Below are 13076 nucleotides of genomic sequence, written 5' to 3' on the forward strand. Positions count from 1 at the left end.
GGGCGGGCGGCGTTTCTGTCGCTTGGGTGGCGCTCAGATCGCGGCCTTGCGCATCTCGTCCAGATAGATCTCGCGCATGCGGCTGGCGACCCGGCCCGGCTTGCCATCGCCCAGCGTCGCGCCGTCGATCTCCACCACCGGCATGACGAAGGCCGAGGCCGAGGTGATGAACGCCTCGTCCGCCTGCTGCGCCTCGGCGATGGTGAAGGGGCGCTCGACCACCTCCATCTGCGCCTCACGGGCGAAGGTCAGCACCGCCGCGCGGGTAATCCCATGCAGGATGTCGGTCGACAGCTGGCGGGTGATGATCTGGTTGCCCTTGACGATATAGGTGTTGTTCGAGGTCCCCTCGGTCACCAGCCCGTCCTCGACCAGCCAGGCATCGTCGGCACCGGCCTTCTTGGCCATCATCTTGCCCATCGAGGGATAGAGCAGCTGCGTGGTCTTGATGTCGCGCCGGCCCCAGCGGATGTCGGGGATCGAAATGACCTTCATGCCCACCTTCGCCGCGGGGCTGTCCGCCAGACCCGGCTTGTTCTGAGTAAACAGCACCACACCCGGCGGGCAGGTGGCGGGATCGGGCCAGGCGAAATCGCGGTCGCCGGGCGCACCGCGGGTCACCTGCAGATAGACCAGCCCCTCGTCGATGCCGTTCACTTCGACCAGCTTGCGGTGAATGGACAGCCATTCGTCGTCGCTCAGCGGGTTGACCATCTCCAGCGCGTCCAGCGAGCGGGCGAGGCGCTTCAGGTGGCCGCTGAAATCGATCAGTTTGCCGCCGAGGACCGAGGTCACCTCATAGACCCCGTCGGCCATCAGGAAGGCGCGGTCGAAGATCGAGATCTTGGCCTGATCCTCGGGCAGGAATTCGCCGTTGACATAGACGGTGCGGGTCATGGGGGGCTCCTTGGGTTCGTGCAGGGTTCATCCGCGAGGCCGCGCCGCGCGTCAAGAGGCGATCCAGCCGGTGGCCAGCGCCCGGGCCCATTCCGGCCGACCGGCGGACCGGGCCCGCGCCGCCATCCGGGCGCTGTCATAGGGCACGCGGCGGAAGGTGACGGTGGCGCCGTCCAGGATCGCGTAAGAGGCCTCGGAGAAGCCCGCCTCGACCGCATGCGGCACCGGGGTGGCATCGGTATAGGCCGGGCAGCCGACCGACCCCGGGTTCACCACCCGCCGCCCGTCCGGCAGCCTGAGGGCGCGCGGCAGGTGCGAATGGGCACACAGGATCAAGGGCGCCTCGATCCCGGCCAGCAGCCGGGCGATGGTTCCCGCATCGCGCTGCGCCACGCCCCCGTCCGGGGTGATCCGCTCGCAGAGATAGGTCTCGTCCGAGGCGGGCGTGCCGTGGCAGGCGAAGAAATCCCCGCCCGCCAGCGTCGGCGGCAGCGATGCCAGCCAGTCCAGCGCCCCGGGCGGCAGATCGTCATGCGCCGCGGCATCCGAGCGGCCCATGGCCCCGCGCGGCACCTCCAGCAGATAGCGGTCGTGGTTGCCCCGGATCGCCCGCGCCTTCAGGTCTTTCAGCAGCGCCCAGGTTTCCCGCGCCGCCAGCGGCCCGCTGAAATGATCGCCCAGGATCAGAACCTCGTCCACCCCCTGCCCCGCCAGATCCGCCAGCACGGCCGCCAGCGCGTCGGCATTGCCGTGGATATCGGCCAGAATGGCGCGTTTCACCCCCAGAGCCCCGGCTCCGAGGGATGCACGCCGGCCTCGTCATAGACCAGCGGCAGATCGCGATCCTCGGCCAGCAGCAGGGGCCCGTCGAGGTCGGTCACCTCCGCCCCCTGCGCCACCAGCACGGCGGGCGCCATGGCCAGCGAGGTGCCGACCATGCAGCCGACCATCACCCGGTAGCCCTCGGCCCGCGCCGCGTCGCGCAGCGCCAGCGCCTCGGTCAGCCCGCCGGTCTTGTCGAGCTTGATGTTCACCATGTCATACTTGCCCCTGAGCCCGGGCAGCGAGGCCCGGTCATGGCAGCTTTCATCGGCGCAGACCGGCAGCGGCCGGGCGATCCCGGCCAGCAGATCGTCCTGCCCGGCCGGCAAGGGCTGCTCGACCATCGCCACACCCAAGCGCAGCAGATGCGGCGCCAGCTCGGAATAGACCTCGGCCGTCCAGCCCTCGTTGGCATCGACCACGATCCGGGCCTTCGGCGCCCCCGCGCGGACCGCTTCCAGCCGCGCCATGTCGTCGGGCGTGCCCAGCTTGATCTTCAGCACCGGCCGATGCGCGTGACGCGCGGCGGCGGCCTGCATCCGCTCGGGCGTGTCCAGCGACAGGGTGAAACAGGTGATCTCGGGCCCCGGCGCGGCCAGTCCCGCCAGCTCCCAGACCCGCTTGCCCGCGCGCTTGGCCTCCAGATCCCACAAAGCGCAATCGACGGCGTTCCGCGCGGCCCCCGGCGGCAGCGCGCCTTGCAGGGCCATCCGGTCGATCCCCTCGGGCAGCGCCCGGATCTCCTCGGCCACGCTCTCCAGCGTCTCGCCATAGCGCGCATAGGGCACGCATTCGCCCCAGCCGACCAACCCGTCCCGCTCGATCCGCACGGTCAAGACCTTCGCCTCGGTGCGCGACCCGCGCGAGATGGTGAAAACCTCGGCCAGCCGGAAACTCTGGGGCGTCACGCTGATCATCCGCGCCTCTTCATCTTTGTTCTAGAAATATCCACGGGTTTCCAAAGGGGGCGTGCCCCCTTTGGCGAGGGGAGCTCGAGGGGGCGAGCAGCCCCCTCGACCCTTCTCTCAGACCGCCGCCAGCGCGTCGACCAGTTTCCCCGCGCCATAGCGGAAGGGGTCGGTCGCGGGCAGGCCGGTCTCGGCCTCGACCTCGGCCAGATAGGCCTTGGCCTCGGCATCGGCCATGTGCTGGGTGTTGATCGAGACGCCCACCGCCACGCAGGCCGGGTTCGCCACCCTCGCCAGCGCAAGCGCCGTGTCGCGCACCTGGGCAATCGTCGGCAGCTTGTAGCCCGGCAGGCCGCGCATATGCGGCCGGGTCGGCTCGTGGCAGATGACCAGCGCGTCGGGCTGGCCGCCATGGACCAGCGCCAGCGTCACACCCGAATACGAAACGTGATAGAGCGAGCCCTGCCCCTCGATCAGGTCCCAATGATCGGCGTCATTGTCCGGCGTCAGGTACTCGATGGAGCCCGCCATGAAATCGGCGATCACCGCATCGAGCGGCACGCCGCCGCCGGTAATCAGGATCCCGGTCTGACCGGTGGCGCGGAAGCTGGCTTTCATGCCGCGCTCGCGCATTTCCTTCTCCATGCAGAGCGCGGTGTACATCTTGCCGACCGAGCAATCGGTGCCCACGGCCAGCATCCGCTTGCCGGTGCGCTTCTCGCCATTGGCGATCGGGTATTTGACCGAGGGGATGCGCACATCGTGCAGCTGGCGCCCCGTGGCCTTGGCCACGGCGGCCAGATCTTCCTCGTCGCGCAGCAGGTTATGCAGGCCCGAGGCCAGGTCGAAGCCCTCCTCCAGCGCCTCGACCAGCACCTTCTTCCACGACTGGCTGACGATCCCGCCGCGGTTGGCCACACCGATCACCAAGGTCTTGACGCCCGCCGCCTTGGCCTCGGCGAGGGTCATGTCGGGCAGGCCCATATCCGCCTTGCAGCCGGGCAGGCGGAACTGGCCCACCGCATATTCCGGGCGCCAGTCCTTGATGCCCTGCGCCACTTTGGCCGCCAGCATGTCGGGCGCGTCGCCCAGGAACAACAGATAGGGGGTTTCGATCATGGCGGACTCCATCGCGCTTCTGGCGGGAGGATGCCGCGTTTGTCGGCGAATGTCCTTGATATCTTGCGTGCATTCCGCGGGATATGACGAAGATTCCCCGACACATCCCGAATTTCGCGCAAGAAACGTGCGTCAGCCCGTCAGAAGATCGGAAAAGCGCCGGCCAGATGCAAGTCGCGAATCCATTCGATCACCTCGACCAGCGGCAGCACCAGCAGGAAGCCCAGCGCATCGCCGCCATTGGTGCGCAGGATCTTCGGCACGAAAGTCACCTCGTCGGGCGTGGTGAACAGCCCCGGCTCCGGCAGCACCCGGTTGCGCACCCGGTTGGCATAGGCCTCGTAATCCGGGCCGAATTCGGCGCGCAGGAAGCGTTCCTCGCGCGAGGCCGTGGCGACCAGGATCCCCAGCGTCAGCGCCCCGAAGAGCGCCGCCAGCAGCACCGAGCCCAGCATCAGCCCGAAGCCCAGCGCGCCCAGCGTGGTGCCGAAATAAAGGGGGTGGCGGCTCATGGAATAGGGGCCTTCCTGCACCACCCGCTGGTTCTTGCGCCCGCCGATGTAGAGGATCGCCCAGAAGCGGTAGAGGATCGCGGCGATGACCAGCAGCGTGCCCAGCAGCTTGAGCAGGGCGGCGATGCCCGACCACCAGACCGGCACGCCCAGCAGGATCACCGGCAGGCAGGCGAGAAAGGCCACCCGCACCGTCCAGTAACGGATGCGCTGGTCGAAAGGCTGAACGGCGGTCTCATTCATCGGGCTACTCCTTGATCGCCCCGGGATAAACCCCGCAGCCGTCCCCAGTCAATCAAGCCCGCCGTCATTCAGGCGCCATGCTGCACCAGCACCCGGACCCTTCGCGCGTGCAGAAATCGGCTTGCATCCGGCGGCGCAACATTATAACCACCATCCAAGCCAAGACGTAATTTCCTTAGCCCAAGGCCCTGCATGTCCTTCCGCATCCAGCCCCCCGCCCCGGCCCGTCCGAACCGCTGCCAGCTTTTCGGCCCGGGCTCGCGCACGGCACTGTTCGAGAAGATGGCGGCCTCGGCGGCGGATGTGATCAACCTCGACCTCGAGGATTCGGTGGCGCCCTCGGACAAGGACAGCGCACGGGCCAATATCATCCAGGCCACGCACGAGGTCGACTGGGGCACCAAGTACCTCTCGGTCCGCATCAACGGCCTCGACACGCCCTATTGGTACAAGGATGTGGTGGATCTGCTGGAGCAGGCCTCGGACCGGCTCGATCAGATCATGATCCCCAAGGTCGGCTGCGCGGCGGATGTCTATGCCGTGGACGCGCTGGTCACGGCGGTCGAACGCGCCAAGGGCCGCACCAAGCCGATCAGCCTTGAGGTCATCATCGAAAGCGCCGCCGGCATCGCCCATGTCGAGGAGATCGCCGCCTCCAGCCCCCGCCTGCAGGCGATGAGCCTCGGCGCGGCGGATTTCGCCGCCTCGATGGGGATGCAGACCACCGGCATCGGCGGCACGCAGGAGGCCTATTACATGCTGCGCGAGGGGGCGAAATACTGGTCCGATCCCTGGCACTGGGCGCAGACCGCCATCGTCGCCGCCTGCCGCACGCATGGCATCCTGCCGGTCGACGGGCCGTTCGGCGATTTCTCGGATGACGAGGGGTTCCGGGCGCAGGCCCGCCGCTCGGCCACGCTGGGCATGGTCGGCAAATGGGCGATCCATCCCAAGCAGGTGGCGCTGGCCAACGAGGTCTTCACGCCGTCCGACGAGGCCGTGGCCGATGCCCGCGCCATCCTTGCCGCCATGGAAGAGGCCAAGGCCCAGGGCCAGGGCGCCACGACCTACAAGGGCAAGCTGATCGACATCGCCTCGATGAAACAGGCGGAAGTCATCGTCAAGCAGGCGGAGCTGATCGCCCGCGGTTGAGTTACCCGGCCCGGCACCGGGGAGGGTCGCCGGGCATTGGGGAGGAGGGGCGCGCGCCGGACAGGGGTCTGGCGCGCGCTCTGCGTTTCAGCGTTGGTGCCATGTCAGGGCGCGCCGGATCAGGAAGGCGAGCGCCGCCTCGTCCAGTCTCTCGCCCTGGCGGAACAGCACCGCCCGCGTGCCCTCGACCCGCATCCCGGCGCCGGGACCGCTTTGGAATTCGGCGATCAACGGCGTCTGGCAATGGACATAGAGCGCGAAATCCGCCTGTTCCTTCATCGCCTTGGAGGGCGCGCCGATCCGCAGGCTCGCGCCTCTAGCGGCCAGAAAGGCGGGCTGCCCCCAGCGTAACCCCTCCTCAAGCGCGACGCCCTCGGCCAGGGCCACCCGGTGGATCAGCGCGCGCAAGGCCATGAGGCCCGCGCGCGCCCTCTCCGGCGCGGCCGCGATGGCGGTGTCGACCGGATCAGTCACCCGCCCGCACCGGCTGCCGCAGAATGGTCTTCAACTTCTCGGGCGCGACGCGGCGCGGGTCCGAGAGGTAGATCTCGTGATGAAGCCCGGTCAGCGCCAGCCCCTCGGCCGCCGCCTGATCGTGGATCCGGGCGATCAGCGGACCTTCCTCGGCATAGGGGCCGAGATGCAGCGCCTGCAGGCATAACCCCTCGTCGAAGGGCCAGAGCGTGACGCGGGCGAAGACCCCCGCGCCCTTCTTCGCCATCACCGCCCGGCGCAGATCCTCGAACGCCTCCGCCCCCAGCCAGCCCGGCGCCCGGATCATCATCCGCCAGCGCCAGGCCTCACGGTCGCCGCCCGGCTGGAAGACCGCGTAATCCTCGGACCACCAGAGCCCTTCCAGCGGCCCGACCTTCTCGTCATGGCCCTGCGCCTTGCCCGCGAAGCGCGCACCATAGGCCAGACCATAAAGCGCCTCGACCGCCGGCCGGTGCTCGGCCCCGCCGGGCGCGCCCTGCCCCTCGATGGCGAAGAAGACCATCGGCGGGACGGTCACCCGGTCGATCCGCCCCGGTTTTCTGGTCAGCAGCGGGTCAGTCATGGCTGTCCTCCAGAGGCAGGTAGATGTCGGTGGCCAGATCCTCGGGCGCGGCGCTCTGCGGGGTGTTGAGGTAGAGCTCCCAGCAGGGCGCGCTGCGCGGCGCCTCGCCACTCGCCGCCAGCCAGGACCCGTAAAGCCACTCATAGGCCAACCCCATTCCGGCATAGGGGCCGCGGAAGGCCATCCGCGCATGGCGCCCGCCCGCCAGCCGATGCTCCTGCATCCCCTCGGGCAGCGGCAGATCCTCGGCCACCAGGACCCCCGCGAAACTGCGCAGCGCCTCGGCCGGAACCGCGCTGGGATCGTCGAGATAGACCCCGACCATGCCGCGGGTCCGGGGCCAGAGGCCCAGCGCACCGATCTCGGCCGCGAGCCGGTCGAAGGCGGCCCCGATCTTCAGATAGGGGCCGGTGAAAGGCAGGCCGATCAGGCGCTGCGGCGCTGTGGTTTCCAGAGTGACGGGATACATGCTTCCTCCTTCCCGGGTGATCCGGCGCAAAGTCTCGGGCAGCGCCCTGCCCTGCCGACGGAATTCGCCGGGGCTCAGGCCATAGGCGGCGCGAAAGGCCCGGCTGAATCCGGCGGCATCGGCATAGCCATGGGCGCGGGCCAGCGCCGCCAGCGGCGCCTCGCTGCGCACCAAAGCCTCGGCCGCGCGATGCAGCCGCACCCGGCGCACGGCCTCGGCCAGCGTCTCGCCGGTCATCGCGGCAAAGACCCGGTGGAAGTGGAAACGCGACAGCGCCGCCACATCGGCCATCGCATCCAGCGAATGCTCGCCCGCCGGATCGTCGTGGATCGCCGCATAGACCCGGCGCAGCCTTGCTCTGTAATCGACGCTCATCTGACCCTCCAAAGCCCTTCTGACATGGCGTCGCTTTGCCTGTCTTGCTATTCTTCCCCTATACAGCGCGTCCGCCGGGGCGTATGGGGGCGCGTTCAGTCTCAAGGATCTGCCATGACCGCCGCCCTGCCGCCCCTGCCCGCCCCGCTCTCGCGAGCCCTCGCCGAGAAGGGGTACGAGACGCTGACGCCCGTGCAGGCGGCGGTGCTGGAGCCGTCGCTTGCCGGTCATGACCTGCTGGTTTCGGCGCAGACCGGATCGGGCAAGACCGTGGCCTTCGGTCTGGCCATGGCCGACAGCCTGCTGCCCGACGGCGCCATGATGCCGCCGCCCGATACCGCCCGCGCCCTGGTCATCGCCCCGACGCGCGAACTGGCGCTGCAGGTGCGGCGCGAGTTCGAATGGCTCTACGGCCCGGCGGGTGGCGTCATCGCCTCCTGCGTCGGCGGCATGGACGCCCGCAGCGAGCGCCGGGCGCTGGAGCGCGGCGCGCATATCGTCGTCGGCACCCCGGGCCGTCTGCGCGACCATATCGAGCGCGGCGCGCTGGATCTGTCGACCGTGGGCTCGGTGGCGCTGGACGAAGCCGACGAGATGCTGGACCTCGGTTTCCGCGAGGATCTGGAATTCATCCTGCAGGCCCTGCCCGAGGAACGCCGCACGCTGCTCTTCTCGGCCACCGTGCCGCCGATGATCGAGCGTCTGGCCCAGACCTATCAGAAAGACGCCAAGCGCATCGCCACCGAGGCCCCGCGCGAGTCGCATGCCGACATCGCCTATCAGGCGCTGATGGTCGCGCCTGAGGATGCCGAGCACGCCATCGTCAACGTCCTGCGCTTCCACGAGGCGCGCAATGCGCTTGTCTTCTGCAAGACCCGCGCCGCGGTCAACCACCTGACCGCGCGGCTTTTGAACCGCGGCTTCTCGGTCGTGCCGCTGTCGGGCGAGCTGGCGCAGGAGGAACGCGCCCGCGCCCTGCAGGCGATGCGCGACGGCCGGGCCCGGGTCTGCGTCGCGACCGACGTGGCCGCCCGTGGCATCGACCTGCCGGGGCTGGAGCTGGTGATCCACGCCGACCTGCCGTCCAACAAGGAAACCCTGCTGCACCGCTCGGGCCGCACGGGCCGCGCCGGGAACAAGGGCACCTCGGTGCTGATCGTCCCCGCCTCGCAGCGCCGCAAGACCGAGCGTCTGATCGGCTTTGCCGGGGTTCAGGCCGAATGGGGCACCGCGCCCACCGCGACCGAGGTTTCGGCCAAGGACAGCGAGCGTCTGCTGACCGACGCCACCCTCTGGGGTCCGGCGACCGAGGACGAGGCCGAGGCCATCGCCAACCTGACCGGGAAATTCGACGCGGCCGCCCTTGCCGCCGCCGTGACCCGCATGTATTTCGCCGCGCGTTCCGCGCCCGAGGATGTGACCCCGGTCAGCATCGACGGGCCGAAGCCCCGCGCGCGGGCCGAATTCGACCGCTCGTTCTGGGTCAAGATCGGCGTGGGCCATGCCCAGCGTGCCGAAGCCCGCTGGCTGCTGCCGATGCTCTGCCGCGCCGGCGCCCTGACCCGCTCGGACATCGGCGCGATCCGCATCTTCGAAGAGGCGACCTTCGCGCAGCTGCACGAGGATGCCTCGGACCGTTTCTGGAGCGCGGTCGGCAACACCGGCATTCTGGAGCAGGACATCACCCTTGAGCGCACCGAGGCCCCGGCCGAGGGCGAGCGCCCGCCGCGTCCGCCGCGGTTCGAGGGCGAGCGCCCGGCCCGGGCCCCGCGTCCGCGCCGCGAGGACGGCGAGGGCGAGCGTCCCTACAAGCCCCGCGCCCCCCGCGCCGAGGGCGAGGAGCGCCCCTATACCCCCCGTCCGCCGCGCAGCGAGGACGGCGAGCGTCCGTTCAAGCCGCGCGCGCCCCGTGCGGAAGGCGCCGACCGGCCCTATACGCCCCGGCCCCGCGCCGAGGGTGCCGAGCGTCCCTACACCGCGCGCCCGCCGCGGACCGACGACGGCGAGCGTCCCTACAAGCCCCGCGCGCCCCGCGCCGAGGGATCGGACCGCCCCTATGCCCCGCGCCCGCCGCGCGGCGAGGAGGGCGAGCGCCCGTTCAAGCCGCGCGCACCCCGTCCCGAAGGCGGCGAGCGGCCCTACAAGCCGCGTGGCGAGGACGGCCCCCGCCCCTACAAGGCGCGCTCGGAAGACGGGCCGAAGCCCTACAAGGCCCGCGGTCCCCGGACCGAGGACGGCCCGAAGCCCTACAAGCCCCGTGCGCCGCGTGACGATGCCGGTGAGCGGCCCTTCAAGCCGCGCGCCGCGCGCCCGGCCGAGGGTGGCGAGTTCCGCGCCCGGCCCGACAATGGCGAGCGCCCGTTCAAGCCCCGCACCAAGCCCGATGGCGCCAAGCCCCGGTCGCCGAAGCCCGAAGGCGCCGGCAAGCCCGCGCGGCCGCGCATCGACCCCGATGCGGCCCGCAACCCCTCGGCCCGTCTGGGTGGTCCGGCCCGCAAGCCCGCCGGCAAGCCGCCGCGTGGTGGCGGCGCCGACCAGCGGCCGACGCGCCCGAAACGCTGAACCGCTCAGTCGCGGCGGTCGATGAGATGCATCGCCGCGGCCCCGGCCCTGAGCCCCAGCGCCCGTAGCCCCCGCAAGGGATCGGGCTTTGCCGGGGCCAGCGGCGGCAGTTTCTCCTCGCCCAGCGCCGCCCGCGCCAGCGCCCGGCCCAGCACCGTCCCGGGCGCAATGCCGCGCCCGTTGTAGCCGGTGATGCCGAAAGCGCCCTCGCCCGCCTCGAACAGCCGCGGCAGCGCGTCGGGCGTGGTGCCGATCCGCCCGTACCAGCGATGGGCGAAGCCCTGCCCCCTCAGCTGCGGATAAAGCTGCGCCATCATCCGCCGCGCCCAGCCCTCGTGCACCGCCAGATCGACGCCCAGCTGCCCGATCGAGCCGATGACGAAGCGCCCCGCCGCATCCAGCCGGAACGAGCTGAGCACCGTCGCCGTGTCCCAGGCGCCCTCGCCCCCCGGCAGGATGCTGCGGCGCAGATCCTCGGGCAGCGGGTCGGTGGCGAAGTTGAAATAGGGCATGATCGCCACGGCCTTGTTCGCCGCCGGTCCCTGGCCGTAAGCATTGCCGGCCCAGATCACCCGGGGCGCTGTGACCCTGCCGCCGGGCGTTGTGAGTATCCACTCACCGCCCTTTCGGTCGGCCGAAACCACCGGGCTCGGCGCATGGATGCGGGCGCCTGCGCTGAGCGCCGCCTGTCCCAGCCCCCGGGCATAGGCCAAGGGCTGCACCGTCCCCGCCCGCGGATCGAACAGCGCGCCGTGGAAGCGGTCCGAGCCGGTGCGCGCCCGCGTCTCCTCGGGCGAGAGCAGCCGCACCGCCACCTGCCGCGCCTGCCATTGCCGCTCGCGCTCGGCCAGCGCCGCCAGCCCGGCGGCATCGGGGGCGCAATGCAGCGTGCCGACGGGACGCGCCTCGCAAGCGATCTGGTGACGCTCGATCATTGCCCAGACGGCGGCGGGTGCGTTGGCCAGCAGCCCCGGCAGCGGATTGCCGGGTGAGAGACGCGCCTCCACCTCGTCCGGCATGATCCAGAGCCCGGCGTTGACCAACCCGACGTTGCGGCCAGAACCGCCCGCGCCGATGCCCTCGGCCTCCAGCACGACGACGCGGGCGCCCGCCTCGGCCGCGGTCAGGGCGGCGGAGAGGCCGGTGTAGCCCGCGCCGACCACGGCGAGATCGGCCGTGGCGTCCCCCGCAAGCGGGGTCAGCGCCGGGGCGGCGGGGGCGGTGACGGCCCAGAGGCCGGGGGTGTCGAGACTCATGGAAGACCTGCGCTGCAAAGGCCCCGGAGGTTCAGCCCGCCCGCCCCTCGCCGTCAAGGGGCGCCAGAACGCAAAAGCCCGGCGCACTGGGCACCGGGCTTTGAAATCCTTGCCTTGTCAGCGGCTTACTCGGCAGCCGTCGCCTTCAGCTCGAACCCGGCCTCGATCATGTCCGAGGGCGCGACCGGATATTCGCCCGAGAAACAGGCGTCGCAGAATTGCGGCTGGGCGGGGTTGCGGCCCTCGACCGCGCCCGCGGCGCGATAGAGCCCGTCGAGCGAGACGAACTTCAGACTGTCGACGCCGATGAAATCGCGCATCTCGTCCTCGGTCATCCGCGCCGCCAGCAGCTTGGAGCGCTCCGGCGTATCGACGCCATAGAAGCAGGGCCAGGTCGTCGGCGGGCTGGCGATGCGGAAATGGACCTCCTTCGCCCCGGCTTCGAGGATCATTTCCTTGATCTTCTGGCTGGTCGTGCCCCGCACCACGCTGTCATCGACCAGCACCACCCGCTTGCCGGCGATCAGCGCGCGGTTGACGTTCAGCTTCAGCCGGACGCCCATGTTGCGGATCTGCTCGGAGGGCTCGATGAAGGTGCGGCCCATGTACTGGTTGCGGATGATCCCCATGGCGAAGGGGATGCCCGATTCCTGGCTGTAGCCGATGGCCGCGGGGGTGCCGCTGTCGGGCACCGGGCAGACGAGATCCGCCTCGACCGGGGCCTCGCGCGCCAGCTCAACGCCGATCTGGCGGCGGGTTTCATAGACCGAACGCCCGCCCAGGATCGAATCGGGGCGCGAGAAATAGACCTGCTCGAAGATGCAGAACCGGGGCGAGACCCGTTCGAAGGGCCGCGACGAGACGACGCCCTTCTTGTCGATCACCACCATTTCGCCGGGCTCGATCTCGCGCACGAAATCGGCGCCGATGATGTCGAGCGCGCAGGTCTCGGAGGCCAGCACCCAGCCGCCCTCCTTCTCGGCGCCGATCCGGCCCAGCACCAGCGGCCGCACGCCCAGCTTGTCGCGCACGCCGATCAGCTTGGTGCGGGTCATGGCGATGACCGAGAAGGCGCCCTCGCAGCGGCGCAGCGCATCCTTCAGCCGCTCGGCATGGGTACGCTGGATCGAGCGGGCCATCAGGTGGATGATGCATTCCGAATCGCTCGACGACTGGAAGATCGAGCCGCGCTCGATCAGTTCCTTGCGGATCGCATTGGCGTTGGTGATGTTGCCGTTATGCGCAATCGCCGCGCCGCCCATCGAGAATTCGCCGAAGAAGGGCTGCACGTCGCGAATCGCGGTCGCGCCCTTCGAACCGGCGGTGGAATAGCGCACATGGCCGATGCCGATGGAGCCGGGCAGCGTCTCCATCAGCTTGGCCGAGGTGAAATTGTCCCGCACCAGCCCGAAGCGATGCGCCGACTGGAAGCCGCGCGAATCGTCATAGGTGATGATGCCGCCCGCTTCCTGTCCGCGGTGTTGCAGCGCGTGCAGGCCCAGCGCGACGAAATTCGCCGCATCCTGGACGTTGACGGCGCCGAAAATCCCGCATTCCTCCTTCAACTTGTCGTCGTCGAAGGGATGGCTGAGCCAAGGCTCCATGGTTCGGGCCCCCGATAGCTGCGATGCGCACCCTTTAGGCGCTTGGCCGCGCCGGGGCAAGGGCCATGGCACGGGCGGGGCGGGAATTGCGACAGGGCGG

12 protein-coding genes are annotated in these 13076 nt (G+C 70.1%); 2 read left to right on the plus strand and 10 right to left on the minus strand.

The window, feature by feature from the left end; genetic code table 11:
• Positions 1 to 33: 33 nt before the first annotated feature.
• From DDE23_RS20565 to DDE23_RS20585, 5 genes are all read right to left on the minus strand, one after another.
• Complete coding sequence (locus DDE23_RS20565) at positions 34 to 897, minus strand: D-amino-acid transaminase (RefSeq protein ID WP_107751660.1); 864 nt, start codon at positions 895 to 897, stop codon at positions 34 to 36.
• A 51-nt stretch (positions 898 to 948) separates the two neighbouring features.
• Positions 949 to 1677, minus strand: coding sequence for a metallophosphoesterase family protein (locus DDE23_RS20570; protein ID WP_107751661.1), 729 nt, complete (start codon positions 1675 to 1677; stop codon positions 949 to 951).
• Positions 1674 to 2636 carry an N-acetyl-D-Glu racemase DgcA gene (gene dgcA, locus DDE23_RS20575; protein ID WP_107751662.1) on the minus strand — a complete coding sequence of 321 codons (963 nt, stop codon included), beginning with the start codon at positions 2634 to 2636 and terminating at the stop codon, positions 1674 to 1676. The genes DDE23_RS20570 and dgcA overlap by 4 nt, the downstream gene beginning before the upstream one ends.
• Before the next feature lie 108 nt (positions 2637 to 2744).
• Positions 2745 to 3746 (minus strand): N-acetyltransferase DgcN, encoded by a 1002-nt coding sequence (gene dgcN, locus DDE23_RS20580; protein WP_107751971.1) that lies wholly within the window; start codon positions 3744 to 3746, stop codon positions 2745 to 2747.
• 140 nt (positions 3747 to 3886) lie between these two features.
• Positions 3887 to 4501, minus strand: coding sequence for a methyltransferase family protein (locus tag DDE23_RS20585; RefSeq protein ID WP_107751663.1), 615 nt, complete (start codon positions 4499 to 4501; stop codon positions 3887 to 3889).
• Between the two features lie 192 nt (positions 4502 to 4693).
• Here DDE23_RS20585 and DDE23_RS20590 point away from each other — a divergent pair, with 192 nt between their 5' ends.
• The gene (locus DDE23_RS20590; protein WP_107751664.1) at positions 4694 to 5653 is read left to right on the plus strand and encodes an L-malyl-CoA/beta-methylmalyl-CoA lyase; all 960 of its coding nucleotides are present in this window, start codon (positions 4694 to 4696) and stop codon (positions 5651 to 5653) included.
• Positions 5654 to 5740: 87 nt separating this feature from the next.
• On the opposite strand, the gene DDE23_RS20595 is transcribed toward DDE23_RS20590, so the two are convergent.
• The 3 genes from DDE23_RS20595 to DDE23_RS20605 are packed head-to-tail and all read right to left on the minus strand — an operon-like array spanning position 5741 to position 7554.
• Positions 5741 to 6127 (minus strand): DUF1801 domain-containing protein, encoded by a 387-nt coding sequence (locus tag DDE23_RS20595; protein WP_238150072.1) that lies wholly within the window; start codon positions 6125 to 6127, stop codon positions 5741 to 5743.
• The gene (locus DDE23_RS20600) at positions 6120 to 6710 is read right to left on the minus strand and encodes a GyrI-like domain-containing protein (RefSeq protein ID WP_107751665.1); all 591 of its coding nucleotides are present in this window, start codon (positions 6708 to 6710) and stop codon (positions 6120 to 6122) included. The genes DDE23_RS20595 and DDE23_RS20600 overlap by 8 nt, the downstream gene beginning before the upstream one ends.
• Complete coding sequence (locus DDE23_RS20605; protein WP_107751666.1) at positions 6703 to 7554, minus strand: AraC family transcriptional regulator; 852 nt, start codon at positions 7552 to 7554, stop codon at positions 6703 to 6705. Before DDE23_RS20605 ends, DDE23_RS20600 begins: the two co-directional genes overlap by 8 nt.
• Positions 7555 to 7668: 114 nt before the next feature.
• Between DDE23_RS20605 and DDE23_RS20610 the strand changes: the two genes are divergently transcribed.
• On the plus strand, positions 7669 to 10116 hold the full coding sequence (locus tag DDE23_RS20610; protein ID WP_192883745.1) for a DEAD/DEAH box helicase: 2448 nt from the start codon (positions 7669 to 7671) through the stop codon (positions 10114 to 10116).
• A gap of 5 nt (positions 10117 to 10121) precedes the next feature.
• On the opposite strand, the gene DDE23_RS20615 is transcribed toward DDE23_RS20610, so the two are convergent.
• Both DDE23_RS20615 and purF read right to left on the minus strand, forming a co-directional pair.
• On the minus strand, positions 10122 to 11372 hold the full coding sequence (locus tag DDE23_RS20615; protein WP_107751667.1) for an NAD(P)/FAD-dependent oxidoreductase: 1251 nt from the start codon (positions 11370 to 11372) through the stop codon (positions 10122 to 10124).
• Between the two features lie 125 nt (positions 11373 to 11497).
• On the minus strand, positions 11498 to 12976 hold the full coding sequence (purF, locus tag DDE23_RS20620; RefSeq protein WP_107751668.1) for an amidophosphoribosyltransferase: 1479 nt from the start codon (positions 12974 to 12976) through the stop codon (positions 11498 to 11500).
• Between the last annotated feature and the right edge of the window lie 100 nt (positions 12977 to 13076).

Origin of the sequence: Pararhodobacter aggregans (genome assembly GCF_003075525.1) — a bacterium.
Classification (GTDB): Bacteria; Pseudomonadota; Alphaproteobacteria; order Rhodobacterales; family Rhodobacteraceae; genus Pararhodobacter; species Pararhodobacter aggregans.